This window comes from Globicatella sulfidifaciens DSM 15739, from assembly GCF_900167405.1.
GTDB classification, from domain to species: Bacteria; Bacillota; Bacilli; order Lactobacillales; family Aerococcaceae; genus Globicatella; species Globicatella sulfidifaciens.
The window spans coordinates 1-20,151 of sequence record NZ_FUWO01000012.1; the positions used below are offsets into that span (position 1 = coordinate 1).

Below are 20,151 nucleotides of genomic sequence, written 5' to 3' on the forward strand. Positions count from 1 at the left end.
TAATCCTCTACCTTTCTGTGTGTTTAGACTACTTACAGTATAGCAGAGGATTATCTTTTTTGCTTTTAGCTGACCAACAGTTATTTTACACTAAGGTTCTAAAATTAAGCACTTATATTATGAATTCTCCAAATTTATTATAATTCTTGGATAGTAAAATTAAGCTAGAAAATTAAATTGAGCAATCCAAACCAATTATAACTTCGTCAATTTTCTTACAAACGATGGCAGTATTCAGGAATATTAAGATCAGTATAAATATAATAAATCACGATAAATAATCAGTAAATTCATCATTCCGATAATAATTAGCGGTCGGAAATCAAATGATGTTCGCGTCGCAATGACTAACTGGTTCCAACATTTGACGAGAAATCTATTTAAATCCTTTACGTTTGATTGTGGCAAAGAATTTTATGATTGACAGGCCATTGCAAACATCAGTGACATCAACATTTGCTTTGCTGATCCCGGTTATCCGTCACAACGTGGTTTAAATGAACACCCTAATGGACTTCTTCGAAGAGATAAGTTGTCAAAAGGAATGGACTTTACCGATATATCGCAAGAAACACTCAGCCAAACAGCTCATTTTCGCAATGAAATTCCACGAAAATCATTAGGTTATAAAACACCAATTGAAGTTTTTATCAATTTTTGTAAAAAACTTGGATTGATAGTCGATTTCTAACTTAGGCCAGCCTTGTTTATAACTTTCGAACAACCTATTTAAATATCAATAAAACAAAAAGCAATCGTATTATGTGTTAGGTAAAAATTTCTAGCTGAATTTGACAATTCAACAAAATTAAGCGATCCGTTTTCTTGATATATTCATGATGTATTTTTTCATTTACCTCTTATATGCACTGTTATATTAAGGTTTTAAAAAAGTACTTCTTAAAATATGATTAAAGTATTTCATTTGATAATAGCAACATTGAGTCTTTTAAAACCGGGTTGTGAATGGTTTTCCCGACTACAATAGAATTAGTTTTTTGAAATTCTTTTTCAAAATAATCATAATAGGTTCCTGGGGCTAAAATCCCCACCATGGCTAATAAATCCAAACCGCTGGCCCCAATCAATTGGTCGGCCAACAACACACAATTCGTCCCTAAAACAAAATACGTTTTATAGCGAGAGCTTTTAAATTTAAAAGTTTCTACTTTATATTTTTGGGTCATTTTACCCAGATAACTCGCTAATTGTGTGGATGAAGTAGGTACCCAGGCTTGAGTATTCTTTAAAATATCATTTAAATTCTTTTCAAACTCAACTTCTTGAGCAGCAGTTAATACGACTCGATATTCAAATAGCGTTTTATTATCCTGTAAACAATAGTCGATATAATCTTGATCATCTAAGCTAAATAATACACCATCACCAATTGCACCTAATAATCTCTCAGAGTCGATATCATAATTGCCATAGGCATAGACGCACCCTTTATAACTTAAATCAACATGCCCCATCTGATTAAAACCGTCTTCCCCCACATGAATAAATACTTTCAAAACGGGCTGCCTATCAGTTTCCTTCAATTCTGGGCTGATCCACTCATTCATCGATAATTCCTCTTGAATAAAGTGATTAATCTTATCCAACATTTTTTTAGGTAAAAGGATTGTAAAAATAACCGGTAGCGGAACACGAATTCGCCGTTTTACTCTTGTTTTTGTTCGTTGAGAAAAATAATAGTCCCGAGCATCCATCAAGATTGTCAACCCAATGAAAACTAAATAAAAACCTAATCTAGCTACGACGCCGTCAACTGTCTCACTACTTTTTATCGCAATACTGGCCACTCCCCAAATTAAAGTAATCACACTGGCCAAAAGAATGCTAACTCGTCCCGACACGCGATCACGCCTCAATAATAACCAACTAATAAATAGCGAAACCCCTATGAAAAGTTGATAATAACCGATAGCTTTTGATAAAAATGCTGGCCAACTTAATCGAAAAAAATAAATCAAAAAGGCAAGCACCCAATCACTCGCACCGGTAATTAATAAAACAAGCCTTTGTTCAAAATTGCGTTCACGCTTAGGCACAACTACTTTGACCAATCGGCCAATCCCGATGATAAGCAACACACTAGAAAATAAAATTGAGATGTTCACCACAAATAATTGCTTTTCGATAATTAAAAAAAGCCCCACAATAATCCATAATAAACCGGATATAAGATAACTATATTTCTCAACTTGTTTCACTTTAATCCCCTCCCTTAAAATTTTCCAAAATTACAAAAAAGACTTTCACCATTGGTAAGATGCTTTTTGAATCGACAATACTGCTGTAGTAACTTTTGCCAGTATTTGCTTTTCAGCTAGCTTATCACTTTGATGAAAGTCCTTTTTATTCTATATAGATTAAGTCAGTGTTTGGTTTGCTAGTCGCTTACGTAAATCATCACGGAACAATTTATACAGCGCTGCTGCTATTGGGACCGCAACAAACATCCCGAATATATTCGCAATAGCACCCCCAATTGAAATAGCAACCAATACCCACATCGGAGGTAAACCAACCGAACCGCCTACTACACGAGGATAAATCAAATTCGATTCAACCTGTTGTAAGACAATAATGAAAATCACAAAGATAAAGGCTTGTGAAACCGATTGAGTTAAAATTAAAACCACCCCAATGATGGCGCCAATAAACGCCCCAACCAGCGGAATCAAAGAAGTACTCCCTATCATAATACTCACCGTTGACGCATACGGTAATCTTAAAACTAACATGCCAACAAAACACAAACTACCTAATATTACCGCTTCGATTGTTTGACTGACGATGAACCCTCTAAAAGATTGATTAAACACATCGATAGTCGCTTCTATCGTTTGATACCAATCCGGTACATACGCTTTTAATACATTGGTAAATTGAACCGATAGTTTATCCTTACTAATTAAAACATAAATAGAGAAAACAATACTCATAAACACATTAATAACTGTCGAGAATATACCAGTTGCTGATGTTAAGATGCCTAACAGTAAATTGCCAATAGAGCTTAGAATTTGTTGCACATACCCGGTAATTGTTGAAACAATATCAACATTCCCACTCGTATCACCTTGGATTAAACCAATGATTTGTTTAATGATTCCATTATCTTCCATTGATTTAAAAATTTGTTGAATCGTTTTGGGATCAATTGAAAGTAATGATTGAACCGCTCGAATTAACTCCGGAATGACAATCCCCAAAATGACGATAATAGCGATTGCAAAGGTCAAATAAGCTAACAACAGACTCAAATTCCGTTTCATTTTTAAGACTGGTTGAAATGATACAAAACGCGTTATCAAATTTTCATAACCATCCATTAGGATATTGACAATATAAGAAATCATCGCACCCACAAAAAATGGTTTTGAAGCATCAAATACCGTCATTAATATTTCTTCAGCTACTCCCCAATAACGATACACAACATAAATAGAAGCTAAAATTAAGCCCCAAACTAAAACTTTCTGTCGATTGATTTTCATAATAACTCCTTCACTTGTCTTCTATTTCATTATAGCTAAAGATGTAAATAGTAAGCAAGTATGTTTCATTTAATTTTACAATCGCCCTAATAAAAAAGAGTGGGCAAGAGAAAATTCACTTGCCACTCCCAAAGAGCTCTCTATTAACTTACTTAATTTACTAGATGTGCTAAACAGTCACAAATCCTTCAAGCTTAATATAAAGCAAGTTGTTGACTATTCAATTTATTTAATCATCAATATAATTCGTGAATAACATCAAACTGTTCTTTCACTGCTTCAATTTGTGCTTTATTACCAATCACCGCTATCGCAGGATTTTGTAATAAGGTTTGATAAGTTGCTCGTAAACGATGAAGTTTATCTACAGTAGTCGCTAATACCTCTTCTTTAATTTGTTTACGCTCAGCTTGATCGACACCAATATGATAATAAACAAATGCCATGTTCCCTTTGTCAGCTGCTGACATCGGTTGATTTAAATCACTCATCGTACCAATCATGTACTTTAATAAATCCATCTCATTAATTTCCAACTGTTCAATAAAACGCGGAATATCATGATAAACATTAAGCGTTTGAGTAATATTAGGATCACGATAACTTGCTAATGTCAACGAACCATTACGTCTTAAATTATACATCGCTCCATAAGCGCCACCTTTTACACGAATATTATTCCATAAATAATCATAACGCAAGGCTTTGCCTAATACATGGTATTCTCCTGATAACTTGAACGCTTCCGGTAAGACCGCTGCTAATCCAACATAATTAACATCTTGAGCTGTCACAAAGGCTTCTTTTTGTTGAATACCAGGTTGATACGTTTGTTTAGCTCCTATGGCTTCAGTTGGAAGGTCAGCGAATGTTGTTTCAATTTTATTAGCTAAATGAACTTTACGTTCTTCATCCCCAATATAAAAGACATTTAGACGTGTTTGATTGCCAATGCGACGGTATAAAGAAACTAATTTTTCTACAACTTGATGAGCATTTTCAGATTTAAGTTGTTTCAAAATATCTTTCAAGAAACGGTATTGATCAATACCCCCTATTATTTCCGCTAATTTTGCTGTTGCATTCACTTGACTTAAGGCACGCTGCGAAGCTAAAGCGTGGGCTTGATAATCAATTTTATTCTCAAAACCTGAAATCGCTCGCTGTACAATTTTAATAATTTCTTCAACATCATCAAATTGTGTATGAAGGGTCAATTCATGCATTAACTCAATCAAATGATTATCCATCTCTTCTAAAGCTTTACCACGAACAACAAAATAAGCTTTATTGTCGCCCTCTTGTTCATAAACTTGCACAGCACCACCCACACCACCGGTGTATAAATCAATTTTAGTTAATAATTCTTTACTTGAATAGTGTTTAGTTGGTAATTTACCTAATAAACGTGATAAAAGGTTTAACCAAATAAAATCATCTGCAGTAAAATCTTCAATATTGAACAATATATCTAAATAGTCAATCCCGGCGGTAAATTGTGGTGCATGATAGAACTGATTGCCATTAGATAAAGTCGCTACTTCTAAAGGATATTCTTCCGTTTCAGTCGTTAAATCCTCTTTAGCTAGAGCCGGTATCTTCGCTAAATCTTCAGCGGTATCGGGCGTACTTTGACGTTCAATTAAAGCTTGCGTAGTCGCTACTAATTCACTAATTTCAGCTTCAGATAAACTTGCTTTATACGCTTGTAAGGATTCATGTAAAGCTTGTTCTTGTCTATCATTTAATCCTGGATCGGCTTTTAATGAAATGGTCGCGCGATGATCATTTTCTAATAAATAGATTTGAACCAGTTCTTCAAAATAACCATTTTCAAATTTTTCACGTAATACACTCAAGTAACGATCAAATTCTAAATTATCCATCGGATTAAAATCATATAACCAGGTTTGGAATGCTGTCATCGCATATAAAACACCACGCGGATTACTTTCTGAGATAACTAACTCTTTTTGACGAAATGCGATTTGATTTAAAGCCGCTTCAATTAATTCTTTTTCTACACCTTCGTCTACTACCTTTTGTAAAGCACTCATCACGATGTTTTCAAATTCTTTTAGTTTATCAACAGAGGTATATTTAGCGACAATATTAATCATGCTAAAATAGCCAATTTGATCACGATCAGCACTAATATCCCCAGCAATTCCCGCTTCTAATAAAGCTTTTTTTACAGGCGCTTGATTATTTCCAAATAACACATCCATCACGACATCTAAAGCAAAGCCTTCTAAAATATCTTCCGCTACATTCGAATGCCAAGCAAGAGCTAAATAATCTTTATCAGTCGGATCTTCACCATCAGTAATTGAATACGTTGTTTCAATATTAGCATTTTTGACAAAAGGTACATCAATGGCTAGGTCAACTTGTTCTGCGTCTCTACCTGCTCCTTCGAAATATTCTTCTAACATACTAAACGCTTTGTCATCATCTAAATCCCCATATAAAACCGTCATTGATTGACTTGGATGATAGTATTTTTGATGGAATTCAATAAACTCTTCTTGTGTTAATGAAGGAATGGCACTTGGCAAACCTCCTGACTCGTAAGCGTATAAAGTATTTGGATATAAAGCTTTCACAATTTCAAAGTAAAGACGTTGCTCGGCTGAAGCCGTTGCACCTTTCATTTCATTGTAGACAACCCCTTTATAGATTAAATCATCTTCAGGTTTTTCTAAATGATAATGCCAACCTTCTTGTTGTAATATTTGATTATCGGTATATAATTTCGGTTGAAAAACAGCGTCTAAATAAACACTCATTAAATTTTCAAAATCTTGTTGATTCGTCGAAGCAATAGGATAGATGGTTTTATCTGAGAAGGTCATTGCATTAACAAAGGTGTTCAATGAACCTTTGATTAATTCTACAAAAGGTTCTTTCGACGGATATTTTTTTGAGCCATTTAAAACCGAATGCTCTAAAATATGCGCAATCCCATTGTCATTATAAGGCGGTGTCTTAAACCCAATGGTAAATGCTCGGTTAGGGTCATCATTTTCAATACGTAATACTTGGGCTCCGGTTTCCTCATGTTGATACAATTTACCGGTTGATTGTATATCAGTTAATGATCTTGTTTCTATTAATTTAAATGTCATATACTCTTTTCGCTCCTTTTATACTTACAGTCTATTGTAGCCTTTTCTGAATCTTTAGTAAACTAATTTAGCTAGCAAAAAAGGTAGGATAATCAGTATAAAAACTCAATCATCCTACCAGATTTTATTAAAATTAATTTTTTAGGTAAATACGCTTAGTACCAACCATTTGCTTGCCAGAATGCTAATGCTGCTTCCCATGATCCGTAACGATTTAAGACATATTCATCCGCTACACGCTCTTGATTTTCACGTGAAAAATCACCATTTAAGTATGATGCTGTTAATTGGTAACGTCCATAATAAGTTTGAGTTGGGTTCCAAATTTCATATTGTCCACCTGACTCACGCATGGCAATCCACTCTTTAGCATCAGAGATAATACCACCATATTCGTTGTATTGGCCACCACTCGTTACAGGCGCTGTTGTTGTTTCTTCGACGACTGCTTCTGTTTCTTCTACAACGGGTGCTGCGGTTGTTTCTTCAACAACTGCTTCGGTTTCTTCCACAACGGGCGCTGCGGTCGTTTCTTCAACTAACGCTTCTGTTTCTTCTACAACGGGTGCTGCGGTTGTTTCTTCAACAACTGCTTCGGTTTCTTCCACAACGGGCGCTGCGGTTGTTTCTTCGACTAACGCTTCTGTCTCTTCTACAACGGGCGCTGCGGTTGTTTCTTCAACTAACGCTTCTGTCTCTTCTACAACGGGCGCTACAGTTGTTTCTTCAACAACTGCTTCTGTTGTTTCAACTGCCGGTGTTTCAACCCATTCAGGGGTTTCATCAACATAATAAGTTGGTTCTGTTGCTACGGTTTCTTCCACAACGGGTGCTTCAGTCACTTCAGCTACAACTTGTGTTTCTTCTACTAAATCATAAGTATAAGCTTGATCTGTTGCATTATCTACATAGGTTACTGTTTGGTTTGCATCATCAAAATATAATACAGATCCTGCTGTGATAAAGTCTGCATCCGCAATTGCATTAAAGTTTGCTAATTGATCAACTGAATGACCTGTTGCTTCAGCAATTGTACTTAAAGTGTCACCCCATTGGATAACATATAAGCCATCTTCATTATTTGCTAATGTTTCTTTTACTTGATTAACTGAACGATGTGTCCAAGTTTGTGCTCCTACTGTATTTAAGTTAAACGCTAAAGTCGATGCTAACATCGTCGCCGCAGCTATTCTTAATGATTTCTTCATATATAAATTCTCCTTTTATAGAAATTGGGCATTAAAATCCCAAAAATCTTATCACAGTATTATTCTACAATAAGATTAGGAGAATATCAGGAAATAAGGCAAACTGTAAGCCATCTTTAACGTTACTGTCTGTTATTGTTATTGAAGTGTAATAAAAAACAGCTCATTTTGCCATTCTGTAATCATTCTGTAACATTAAATCCACTTAAAATTTACAAACACCTTGAAATATGTCCTGAAAATAGCCTCAATTTTACAAAACCCATGTTTTTATTGTCATATTTTTATTCATAAGTTTGACTAGCATGCACACAATTTGTTCGGTAATATCTTAAATTTCTACTGTGCTTTTTTTGTATTTGAATTGTCACCTCTTGGATACCTGTTCAAAACTGATACTTTTTTTACTTTTTTTCGAAAATTTTGGCGAAAATCAGTCCAAAAAATTTTATTTTTTGAAAATCGAAAAAACCCGTTCAAAATAAACAGGTTAACGGGACTTTCTAATATCCCAGATTAGCTACTTACGACATTTTTACATCATGAGTGAAATATAAACTTCTATTTTTGCTCGTTTAAAATTGAGCGACATCCAATGACAACGGCTGGTAACAATTCTTTCAACATCAAATCTACTTGATCCATTGGTACTTATATGGTGCCCTTAGAAGTTTTAAACTTTTTCAAATCTTCTTCAAATTGACCCATCGCTTTTCTCCCTGGTAAATTCCTAAATGATGTTTAAATGCAGCCAAATGAATCAAGTTCTTTCCTTTCTGATATATTGACATTTCATAAGCGACGCGTCCTTCTCAATCTGGCACAGCTTCTAGTATCCTTTCACGATACTGCAATAATTTTTGTCACGCTTCATCCGTTTATTGTTCAAAATATTGTTTAACTTCTGCCATCATCTACTTCACTCATTTTATTTAGAAAACATTTGACAAACTTCGTCCGCAACTTGTTGCCATTGAGCTTCTTTACTAATGGTGGCGATGCCATCTCCTTTTTGAAAGCCATAATCCCCAAATTGACTGTGATTTCCCCCATCAATGACCACCTTCTGGGTCGTAGCTGGTAGACGTATTTCGCTATTATCATAATTTTCTCGATTAATCACCTGATCCTGATTGCCTACGATAGACAAGACCTTCATGGTGCTATTAGATAAGTCTGTCCCTTCTGCTGGATAACTGGCTAATAAGACTACGCCTTCAATATTGGAGTTAGACAATGCCACTTGACTCCCGACGACACCACCCAAAGAGTGTCCCATTAAGATAACATTTTGTAATTGTTCGCGATCTATGATGTTTTGTGCCTGATTGATACCAAAAATAGGTAAATCAAACCAACTATCCATTATATAAATATCAAACCCTTTTTCCGCAATTGAGGCTGCTAATGGTAAATATGCTTTTGCATCAACTAAAGCTCCTTGATACATGATTATGGTGGCTTGTTCATTGGGTACATCAACAAACCAACCATATTCATCCTGTGTCATATTATTTTTGACAACTACATCTTCAGCAGTATATCTAAAATTGTAATACCCCAAAATAATGGTGAGTATTAATCCCACAAAGATAATACCTAGAATTTTTAAAAATTTTTTCATCGTTTCAACCTACTTTTATTTAATTTCTATCATTATAACACTCATAGCGTTTTAACCGATAGAATTTGCTATTAAGTACTATCTATTCACAAGACAGATGTTTTTTACATCGCAAAATAAAAAGTAGTAATCGTTTAACAATCAACAATTTTTCGAATCAATTTAAATTCATCAAACAAAGGATGTATGTTTGCATAACACTCTGTTCAATCGCCTTTAATTCACTTAATATCTCGATCTAATTTGATAATTTCTGCATACGGCCATACTTAACATCTGACAATTCAATCGCCTGACGATAGGAATCTAATAATAGATGACTTGCTTTAAGCCATGTCTTTTCTTCAGCAACTCTTAATGCCGTTACTTTAATTCTTCTAACTTGTAATGGTAAATCTAATACATTTATTTTTTCAAGAAGGCTCTGAATATTTCCAGGTTCATAAACCAAACCTGAAACATTATCTTCTATTTGCTCTAAAGTTGGACCACTACTAGCTGCGATGACTGGTAAGCCACTAGCCATCGCTTCTGAGATAACTAAACCAAATGTTTCCGAGGTCGATGGGAATATAAAGGCATCTCCCGTTGCAAAATATGTCGCCAGTTCTTCACCTTGTTTAAAACCGTTAAATGTCGTCTTAGTCCCTGCAAATAGTTTTTCTAAATTTTCGCGTTCGGGACCATCACCAACGATAGATAAACAAACATCATCTCGATAATTAAAAATTTCTCTTAATTGATCGAGACTTTTTTCTGCTGCTAAGCGGCCGACATAAACCAATAATTTTTGGTCTTTCAAACCAAAAGTTAACTTTTGATATAATGCTTCATCAAAATATTTGGGACTACGCATTGAAAGGTCCACACCACTCGGCATCGTGCCATCAACGGGAATACCTTGCTCTCGTAATTCGACTTGTAGTGATGTTGAGACAGTCAAATTGATATCAGAGCCAGTATGCCATAATTTAATATATTCCCATACAGCAGGCTTTAATAATGGTAAATTGTAATGATCCAGGTACTGAGGAATATGCGTATGGTAAGAAGTCAATAGTGGAATCTGTAATTTTTTAGCATAATACACCGCAGATGTTACCATCAAAAATGGATTCACCGCATGAACGATGTCCGGATTAAACTGTAAAAGAACTTCTCGTATTTTTCTAGAAGGTAGCGCCCATGGTCTAGATGGGTAAAAAGGTACCGTCACACTTTCTATTTTAGTGATGGGGATTCCATCATAATTATCTACTCCCAAATCTGGGGATACAATTAATATTTCATGGCCTAATTGTTTCATGATCCGAACCATTTGTCCCAATCGGGTACAAATCCCATCGGTTGCTGGAAAAAAAGTCTCAGTGACTAAAGCAATACGCATACTTCACACTCCTTGAATACTTTGATCGATACTCTCAGTTTACATTCCCTCTATTTAAACTAAGAAAAAAAGTCGTAAAATTTAAGTAAAGATAGTATTTTTTCCATAATATTTTTGGAATTCCCATTAACTTTACATGATTTTATTATAGGAAAGTAAATTGTACGCCAATTTCAGTGAGATGATCTAGATGTTGAAAATTGGAAGTTTGCTGTTCTACCTACCTTCAACTTGACCGACATCGTCTGTAGGAATACTACCGTCTTATGCCCTAATGCTCTTTATCTAAAAAAACACCATTAGTACTCAAAATACATCCGAGTCACTAATGGCGTTGATTACTATATTAAATATTTTACTTCATCCATTGATGATAATCATTGTCTTCCATCGCTTCAACGGTTCCTAATAAATAACCGTTTCCAACTTGAGAGAAGAAGTCATGATTACTGGTTCCTGTAGAAATACCATTCATCACAATTGGATCCACATCTTCTGCTGTATCAGGGAATAGTGGATCAAACCCTAAATTCTGTAACGCTTTGTTTGCATTATATCGCACAAAAGTTTTAACTTTTTCTGTCCATCCAATCGCATCATAAATCATTTGAGTGAATTTCACTTCGTTTTGATATAAATCGTAAGTTAATTGATAAACCCATCCTTTTAATTCTTCTTGTTCTGCTTCGGATAATTGATCAAATCCTAATTGGAATTTATAGCCGATATAAGTCCCATGAACGGATTCATCACGAATAATTAATTTAATGATTTCCGCTACGTTTGCTAACTTATTGTTACCTAAATAATACAATGGTGCAAAAAATCCTGAATAGAATAAAAATGATTCTAATAATACACTGGCTGCTTTCGCTTGTAAATCCGTTCCATTTTTATAAGCATCATTAATTTTAGCAGCTTTATATTGTAAAACTTCATTGGAATTTGTCCAATTAAAAATCGATTCAATTTCAGCTTTAGTATTCAATGTACTAAAGATTGAAGAATAACTTTTTGCGTGGACACTTTCCATAAACTGAATATTATTTAAGACCGCTTCCTCATGTTGAGTACGAATTGATTGACGTAGTCGCTCAATTGCATCTTCTGATTGTAAAGTATCAAGTAAAGTTAGTCCGCCAAAAACTTTGCCTATCATATCTTTTTCAGCAGCAGATAGTGTCCGCCAATCGTCTAAATCATTAGACAATGGGATCCGTGTGTCTAACCAGAATTGTTCGGTTAACTTTTCCCATGTTAATTTATCTACCATATCTTCAATCTGATTCCAGTTGATTGCGATATAGTTATTATTTTCTAATGCCATAATGTCCTCCTTAATGCTTTATCAAAAATACCGTTCAATTTAATTAAGCTTACGCAAGTGGCAGAAATTTTTACTGCAGCAGTCAATATTCATTAAAAGATTAAATCGAACAAGATTCACATGCATTACTTCCTAACTCTTCGCCATCATCTGTAAAGGTACGGATATAGTAAATGGATTTAATGCCTTTATTCCATGCATAGTGACGTAATATATTTAAGTCACGCGTGGTCATTTTATTCGTTCGACCATTTTTCCATTCATACAATCCTTCTGGAATCTCACTACGCATAAATAAAGTCAATGACATTCCTTGGTCAATATGTTTTTGTGCTGCGGCATAGACATCAATTACTTTACGCATATCAATATCGTAAGCCGATTTGTAAAATGGTAGCGTGTCGTTTGATAATTGAGGAGCTGGATAATAAGTTTTACCCGTTTTCTTCTCTTGTCGCTCTTCGATTAAACGAGTGATAGGATGGAGTGATGCACTCGTCTCATTGACATAACTGATAGAGCCAGTTGGCGCAATCGCCATTCTATTTTGATGGTATAAACCAGTTTCTTGAACCTTCGCTTTTAATTGAGCCCAATCTTCAGCGGTTGGCATCGGTACATTTTTCATAATTTGAGCCACTTTGTCAGTTTGAATCGTAAATGGTTTTTCAATATAACGATCGAAATATTCGCCAGTAGCATATTGAGATTTTTCAAAATTATAGAATACTTCACCACGCTCAGTCGCAATTTTATTACTTGCAACCAAGGTAAAGTAGTTCAAAGCATAAAAATACGCTTCGGTTAATTCAATCGATTCTGGAGAACCATAATGCATTTGATTTAAGGCAAATAATGTATGTAACCCCATACCACCTAAACCAATCGTATGAGCCTTATCATTTCCATTTTTTATCGTCGGAACAGCTTCAATACTTGAATTATCCGTCACAAATGTTAAAGCACGCACGGCCGCATCGACTGATTTTTCAAAATCAGGAGAATTTACCATGTTTGGAATATTGGTTGAACCAAGATTACAACTAATATCTGTTCCTAAAATTTCGTACTCTTGCTTATCATTAATAAGAGAAGGTTGTTGGACTTGTAAAATTTCAGAACATAAGTTACTCATCGTAATCATCCCATCAATTGGGTTACTACGGTTAGCAGTATCAATATTAATAATATATGGATAACCTGATTCTTGTTGTAATTTACTAATTTCATTTTCTAATTCACGAGCCGAAATTTTCGATTTACGAATTTCAGGGTTATTAACGATATTGTCGTATTCCTCTGTGATGTCAACATATGAGAATGGTTTACCATAAATACGTTCAATATCGTAAGGACTGAATAAGTACATCGGGTCATCATTCGCTGCTAATTCATAAAATTTATCCGGTACGACTAAACCTAATGATAAGGTCTTAACACGAATTTTTTCATCCGCATTTTCTTTTTTAGTTGATAAGAATGATACGATATCCGGATGGAAAACATTTAAATAGACGGCGCCTGCACCATTACGTTGCCCTAATTGATTAGAATAGCTAAAGCTATCTTCTAATAATTTCATGACCGGTACAACACCGCTAGAAGCATTTTCAATTTTCTTAATTGGGTCCCCTGCTGCACGTAAATTCGATAAGTTAACACCAACCCCACCACCAATACGTGACAGTTGTAAAGCTGAGTTAATCCCACGACCAATACTATTCATATCGTCACTCAGTTGGATTAAAAAGCATGAAACTAATTCTCCACGACGTTTACGCCCAGCGTTTAAGAAAGTAGGCGTTGCTGGCTGATAACGTTGAGCAATCATTTCATCACGTAAAGTTTTAGCTAATTCTTCATCGCCATCCGCTAAATATAATGATGCAAAAACAATACGATCTTCATAACGCTCTAAATAACGCTGCCCATCATTGGTTTTTAAGGCATACTGTGTATAAAATTTAAACGCAGACATGAAAGATTTGAAACGGAATTTCATCGCATAAGTGTCTTTCATCATTTGCTTAACAAACTCACGCGAATATTTTTCTAAAAATTCACTTTCAAGATAGTCATTATCCACTAAATACTCTAATTTTTCATCTAAAGTATAGAAAAAGACGGTATTAGGATTAACGTGTTCTAGGAAATAAGCACGAACTGCTTCTCTATCTTTATGTAATGGAATTTGATTATTAACCGGACGATTCAACTCATTATTTAATTTAAAATAAGTTATTTCTTTCGGCTTAGTCGCTAATACTGGTTTTTCCAAGTTTCTCCACCTCATCTTTTAATTTTTGAACATCACTTGGACGTCCTTGAAACTCAAATAACAATAATATCGGAACATTAAAATCATGACTGAGATCTTTCGCCGTAAAACAATAAAGTGAATTAAAGTTTAAATTACCGCTACCTGCCACGCCTTGAAGATAAGACTGATTGTTTCCAGTCTCAACGAATTCCCATAATATATCTGTCACTTCTTTTTCATAAGTGGGTGCGACAATAATATAAGGCTCGTCTACTTCGACTATGGGCATATCAGGAGTCAATTCGATACTTGGCCAGTCTAATTTTTTTACAAATTTTCTAGTCTGTCCCGTTAATGACATATACACCACAAGCACCTTTGATTCCTCCTTTTGTACTTAACTATGATAACACCTAGTCTAGTAAAAGTAAACATAAGATTACCATATTTAGTATTAAATAGAATTATCTAACACTATATGTTGTGTTCCCATCCGATTTCTTGATAGTAAATGCCTTGGTCTAAATTATCAATAACGACGCGATTGTAATCGATAATTTGGTCCGTAAAATCCTCTTTTGCTAACCACAACATCTGGCTATTTTTATGCGGCTCCATAATTTTCACTTGATTGCTTTCAGTATCATTTATCTGAACCAAAAAATAAAAATCATAATAAACTTGACCATCGGTATTACGATGATTGATCGACTTAAATTTTAGACGTTTTAATTCGATATTTAATCCTGTCTCTTCCATCAGTTCTCTCTTTGCTGCCTCTTTGGCCGTTTCACCCGCCTCTACATGACCTGAAGCGCCTAAATCTAGCATGCCATCTTGATAGCCGGTATTTTGACGTCGTTGAAATAAATACTTACCATCTGGTCGCTGGATTATTAAAAAAACTGCACTTTTAGTTAAATAACGTTCCTTCATCTTTTAGTTTACTCCTTCCTAATCAACTACCTTCCCCCACTATCATACTCCAAAACTAACTTTAATGCTTATTTAAAAAATTTTAAGCATAAAACTTGCAAAACAAAGGTTACAAATGTAAACTATATTTGTAGATTACAAACGTAACCAGGAGGTGAAATAATGGAACACACCACTATCACATCAGCAGAATGGGAAGTAATGCGCGTCGTTTGGGCCAAAAGTACTTTAACTAGTCGTGAAATTATTGATACTTTAACAAATATTTTGGACTGGAAAGAAGGGACGATCAAATCTTTACTGAATCGCCTCGTTCAAAAAGGCTATCTTAAACAAGACTCATCTGTTAAGCCAATGCTTTATCAAGCAACGATTAGCGCCAACCAAGCCTTACAAACTGACTTAGGCGAGATTATGGACCGAAGTTGCACCAAAGATCGTGGACTTCATATTGAGCAGCTCATTCAGCACGAAACATTATCTCAAGAACAATGTCAAATGCTCATCCAATTAATTGAAGAAAAAATGAAAAATGCACCTGAAATTATAAAATGTCAATGTCCTCCGGGACAATGTACTTGCCAACATCACACAGCCATCATTGAATAATAGAAAGAGGAATGTATTATGAAAAAAGAATTTGCTATCGAAGGAATGGGTTGCCAACATTGCGTTCATTCAATTGAAAAAGCTTTAACGGAATTAGCAGGGGTTCATCATGTAGATGTATCACTTGAAAAGAACAATGCAGTTATTGAATACGATGAAAGTTTACTAACTGAAAAAGATTTGCAAGCGACTGTTGACGAAGCTGGATATGATTTAATAGTCTAAGACCTAAACAATTAAATCAAAAGGAGGAAGACATGAAAGCTACTTATAGTGTAAATGGAATGACTTGTGCTGCTTGCGCTAGTAAAATTGAAAGAAAACTCAATAAGCTAGAGGGAGTACATGAAGCTGTTGTCAATTTAGTGACCGAAAAAGCATCTGTTGACTTTGACGAACAAAAAATTGATTTTGACACCATGCAAAAAAACGTCGCGGATTTAGGATATGAACTTTACCAAAACACCACTGCTACAGTCCCTAACCATTCAAACGTTCAAAACTATCAAATTAGCGGGATGACTTGCGCTGCTTGTGCGAGTAAGATTGAAAGAAAAATTAATCAATTGGATGAAGTACAAGAAGCGAGCGTTAATTTAGCTACTGAACAAATGACCGTCATCTGGAAAGAGCAGTTTAACGAATCCTTAATTAAAAATACGGTAAATAATCTTGGCTACTCTGCAGAACCTATCTTATCCGCAGAAGACCAATATTTAGAAAATCTAGCCAAAAAAGAAACCGAAATGAAACAGAAGAAACGACTTTTAATTCAAATGTCGCTATTTACCCTGCCACTCTTTTATTTGACGATGGCGCCGATGGTGGGATTGCCTATTCCATCTTTTTTAGAAGCGCACCAGCATCCTAATGCCAATGTTATCACTCAATTGTTGTTAACTGCACCGGTTTTATGGTTAGGTCGCCACATCCTTATTCGCGGTTTCAAAGCACTATGGCATTTAGCTCCCAATATGGATTCTTTAATTGCAGTCGGAACGAGTGCAGCTTTTATCCAAGGAGTTGTCATGACTTTTCTTATATTAACCAACCGCCTTCATAGCGAAGGTCATTTAGAACTTTACTTCGAATCAGCCGCGGTGATCTTAACATTAATGACACTTGGAAAGTACCTTGAAGACATCGCCAAAGGCAAAACGAGTGCTGCCGTCAAAAACTTAATGGATTTAGCACCAGAAGAAGCTCGTCGTGTAAAATCAGATGGACAAATCGAAACTATCCCACTTTCGATGGTCAAAATCGGTGATCACTTACTCGTGCGTCCAGGTGAAAGTTTAGGAGTGGACGGTCACATTATTAAAGGCGAATCAGCGGTTGATGAATCGATGATTACAGGTGAAAGTATACCAATCAATAAAAAGGTTGGAGATACTGTAACGGGTGGAAGCATCAACAAAAATGGTTCGTTCACCTATGAAGTTACTAAAATCGGACAAGATACCTTAATTTCACAAATCGTGCGGCTCGTACAAGAAGCTCAAGGTTCAAAAGCAGAAATTGCTCGCTTAGCCGATACCATCTCGCTTTATTTTGTACCTACCGTCATCTTAATCGCCATCTTAAGCGGCTTAACTTGGTATTTCGTTCTAGGTTCAAGTCTTGATTTTGCCCTTAAAATTTTTATTAGTGTCCTTATTATTGCTTGTCCCTGTGCATTAGGCTTAGCGACACCAACCGCCATTATGGTAGGAACAGGAAAAGCGGCTCAAAATGGTATTTTATTTAAAAACGGTGCGGCTCTAGAATCATTGCACAAAGCAGACGCCATTTTATTAGATAAAACTGGAACTATTACGGAAGGAATCCCAACCGTAACCGACATCGTAACCACCGATACTATTAGTGCAGAACAATTTGTTCAACTGGTTTCAGCAGTCGAAGCCAGTTCGGAACATCCATTAGGAGAAGCGATTGTCCGTTACGCCAAAGATAAAGGCTACCACACTAATCTAACAGTTTCTGATTTCAACAGCTTCACTGGACAAGGTGTCAAAGCCACCGTTGATAAGCAAGTGGTATTAATTGGCAATCAAAGTTTATTTGAAGGCAAAGTCGAAATCCCCCAAGAGGCTTTACAACAAGCCAAAAAGATGGCTTCACAAGGTCGTACCCCGATGTATGTTGCTATCAATCAGCAATACGCTGGAATTATCGCTGTCGCGGACCCAATTAAAAAGCATAGTCAACAAGCGATTAAACAACTACAACACATGAAATTACAAGTCTATATGGTAACCGGAGATAACCACCACACGGCTAATGCGATTGCGCAACAAGTCGGGATTGATCAAGTGTTTAGTGAAGTGCTTCCCGAAGATAAAAGTAATGTCGTAAAGAAAATTCAATCAAGAAATCATAAAGTCATTATGGTAGGTGACGGAATCAACGATGCGCCTGCTTTAGCCATTGCTGATATCGGGATAGCGATTGGTTCAGGAACGGATATCGCTATTGAATCAGCCGACACTATCTTAATGAACAATGAATTAAGTGACGTGATTACCGCTATTGATTTAAGTCACCAAACCCTACGTAATATTAAACAAAATCTTTTCTGGGCTTTCGCTTACAATGTCATTGGCATCCCGGTAGCAATGGGGATTATTTTTGGACTCTTTGATGGTCCTTTACTCAATCCAATGGTCGCAGCTTTAGCAATGAGTTTTAGTTCAATTACTGTCCTATTGAATGCTTTACGTTTACGCTTTTACCAGCCTGATAAATAGAAACTACAACACTTATGAGACTTGGCCAGCCGAAGAAGATGAGAGGTTTTTCGCTTCGTCTGCCATACCAAGTCACCATTGGGAGTGGACCAAAAGGAGAATATTAAATGATTTTTGCCTCCCCTGAAACCGCTGGCATAATTGAATAGGTATTAAACAAGTATTTAAGACGTTGTCTGCCCACCACTCAACCGCCGCACATTTAATGAACAAACAATAACCTGATTGATTTAATCGAGTTTATGCCTATCATCATTCAATCATAAAATAAAAATAGGAATCTGCATTTAAGACGTGTTGAACACACTTAATTCTGCAGATTCCTTTTATTATGTTTTAAATTATTCTACCCATCGTTTATAAAATCGAGTGTAATAATCATCCCAAAGTTGTGCAACATTCTCTTCAGAATAATCGGTGGCGATTTTATTTGATGCTGCTTTCGCTTTAGCCATTGTTTCAGGCTTGGTCATCAATTCTTTAATATAGTCAACAAATGCTTCATTATTATTCGCTCTTAAATAATCAGTAAAGTAAATTTTTTCATACAAATCTAAATCTCTCACTAAAATCGGCAATCCGCTATTAACTGCTTCTAAAATTGAGACAGGAAACAGTTCATTATAAGATGTCGTTAGTAAAAGATCACACGCATTGTATAACTCATTCATTTGCTCACGGTCTACAATCCCGACAAATTTTACATTGGAAGGCGGATTTTTAATAACAGCCGTTAATTGATCATAGCCGTCGGTAATCTTTCCAAAACTAAACCCACCTGCCCAAATAAACTGCACTTCTGGTAACTGTTTAGCTATTTCAATAAAGTCAAGTACTCCTTTACGGGTTTGTACTTGCCCTACACTTATGACTGTAAATTTATCTAATGATAAATTGTGTTTTTTAAAGAGCTCACTCGGTTCATTAATCTCTTTTGGATAGAAATCTTTCGTCGCTACTACATTGGGGATATATGTTATTCGGTCTTTATCGATACCATATTGCTTTAAAGGTTCGATAAAAATAGGATTCACCACGATTAACTCTTCTGCATCTTTGTAAAAATGAATGAAGTAGTGATAAAAAAAAGATTGAACAATTTTAGGCAATTTGATGCTACCTTCTACTGTTTCAGGTAAAAAATGGACATGCATGCATGATGGCTTTTTCGATATTTTCATTTGCCAAAAACATTTGGGATGAATCGTATGAATATGATTAAAATCAGCCTCTTTCGCATTATTATAAGTTAGCTTTATTTTATCGGATAATTTTAATTCAATTAGTTTGATTAACTCAAAGTAGGCACTTCCGACACCTTGCCCTTTGACTTCCTCTCCTTTAGAGATCATGTTTATTATCAATCTATACGACTCCTTTGCTTGAGTTCTCTTTACTAAATTCAATTATACAAAA

Annotated in this window: 14 protein-coding genes; 3 read left to right on the forward strand and 11 right to left on the reverse strand. The window is 35.4% G+C overall.

Annotated elements, in window-relative coordinates:
* Positions 1–911: 911 nt before the first annotated feature.
* The 10 genes from B5D12_RS06965 to B5D12_RS07010 all read right to left on the reverse strand — a co-directional run bounded on the left by B5D12_RS06965 (position 912) and on the right by B5D12_RS07010 (position 15,379).
* Positions 912–2,219 (reverse strand): HdeD family acid-resistance protein, encoded by a 1,308-nt coding sequence (locus B5D12_RS06965; protein ID WP_078756144.1) that lies wholly within the window; start codon positions 2,217–2,219, stop codon positions 912–914.
* Between the two features lie 159 nt (positions 2,220–2,378).
* Positions 2,379–3,509, reverse strand: a complete 1,131-nt coding sequence (locus tag B5D12_RS06970) for an AI-2E family transporter (protein ID WP_078756145.1) — start codon at positions 3,507–3,509, stop codon at positions 2,379–2,381.
* A 236-nt stretch (positions 3,510–3,745) separates the two neighbouring features.
* Positions 3,746–6,637, reverse strand: a complete 2,892-nt coding sequence (locus B5D12_RS06975) for an insulinase family protein (protein ID WP_078756146.1) — start codon at positions 6,635–6,637, stop codon at positions 3,746–3,748.
* A 155-nt stretch (positions 6,638–6,792) separates the two neighbouring features.
* On the reverse strand, positions 6,793–7,845 hold the full coding sequence (locus B5D12_RS06980) for a LysM peptidoglycan-binding domain-containing protein (RefSeq protein ID WP_078756147.1): 1,053 nt from the start codon (positions 7,843–7,845) through the stop codon (positions 6,793–6,795).
* A gap of 928 nt (positions 7,846–8,773) precedes the next feature.
* A complete protein-coding gene (locus tag B5D12_RS06985) occupies positions 8,774–9,469 on the reverse strand; it encodes an alpha/beta family hydrolase (protein WP_078756148.1) in 696 nt (231 codons plus the stop codon).
* A 238-nt stretch (positions 9,470–9,707) separates the two neighbouring features.
* The gene (locus tag B5D12_RS06990; RefSeq protein ID WP_078756149.1) at positions 9,708–10,856 is read right to left on the reverse strand and encodes a glycosyltransferase family 4 protein; all 1,149 of its coding nucleotides are present in this window, start codon (positions 10,854–10,856) and stop codon (positions 9,708–9,710) included.
* Positions 10,857–11,211: 355 nt separating this feature from the next.
* Positions 11,212–12,183 (reverse strand): class 1b ribonucleoside-diphosphate reductase subunit beta, encoded by a 972-nt coding sequence (gene nrdF, locus B5D12_RS06995; RefSeq protein ID WP_078756150.1) that lies wholly within the window; start codon positions 12,181–12,183, stop codon positions 11,212–11,214.
* A 100-nt stretch (positions 12,184–12,283) separates the two neighbouring features.
* Positions 12,284–14,461, reverse strand: coding sequence for a class 1b ribonucleoside-diphosphate reductase subunit alpha (nrdE, locus tag B5D12_RS07000; protein WP_234982932.1), 2,178 nt, complete (start codon positions 14,459–14,461; stop codon positions 12,284–12,286).
* A complete protein-coding gene (gene nrdI / locus B5D12_RS07005) occupies positions 14,436–14,819 on the reverse strand; it encodes a class Ib ribonucleoside-diphosphate reductase assembly flavoprotein NrdI (protein ID WP_066123539.1) in 384 nt (127 codons plus the stop codon). The genes nrdE and nrdI overlap by 26 nt, the downstream gene beginning before the upstream one ends.
* Before the next feature lie 98 nt (positions 14,820–14,917).
* A complete protein-coding gene (locus B5D12_RS07010) occupies positions 14,918–15,379 on the reverse strand; it encodes an NUDIX domain-containing protein (protein WP_078756152.1) in 462 nt (153 codons plus the stop codon).
* Positions 15,380–15,541: 162 nt separating this feature from the next.
* Between B5D12_RS07010 and B5D12_RS07015 the strand changes: the two genes are divergently transcribed.
* From B5D12_RS07015 to B5D12_RS07025, 3 genes are read left to right on the forward strand one after another with little or no spacing between them, the layout of a single operon-like run.
* A complete protein-coding gene (locus B5D12_RS07015) occupies positions 15,542–15,988 on the forward strand; it encodes a CopY/TcrY family copper transport repressor (protein ID WP_078756153.1) in 447 nt (148 codons plus the stop codon).
* An 18-nt stretch (positions 15,989–16,006) separates the two neighbouring features.
* Positions 16,007–16,213 (forward strand): heavy-metal-associated domain-containing protein, encoded by a 207-nt coding sequence (locus tag B5D12_RS07020; protein ID WP_078756154.1) that lies wholly within the window; start codon positions 16,007–16,009, stop codon positions 16,211–16,213.
* 32 nt (positions 16,214–16,245) lie between these two features.
* Entirely contained in the window at positions 16,246–18,735 is a 2,490-nt protein-coding gene (locus tag B5D12_RS07025) for a heavy metal translocating P-type ATPase (protein WP_078756155.1), read from the forward strand.
* Between the two features lie 341 nt (positions 18,736–19,076).
* On the opposite strand, the gene B5D12_RS07030 is transcribed toward B5D12_RS07025, so the two are convergent.
* Entirely contained in the window at positions 19,077–20,099 is a 1,023-nt protein-coding gene (locus tag B5D12_RS07030; RefSeq protein WP_200803009.1) for a glycosyltransferase family 4 protein, read from the reverse strand.
* Between the last annotated feature and the right edge of the window lie 52 nt (positions 20,100–20,151).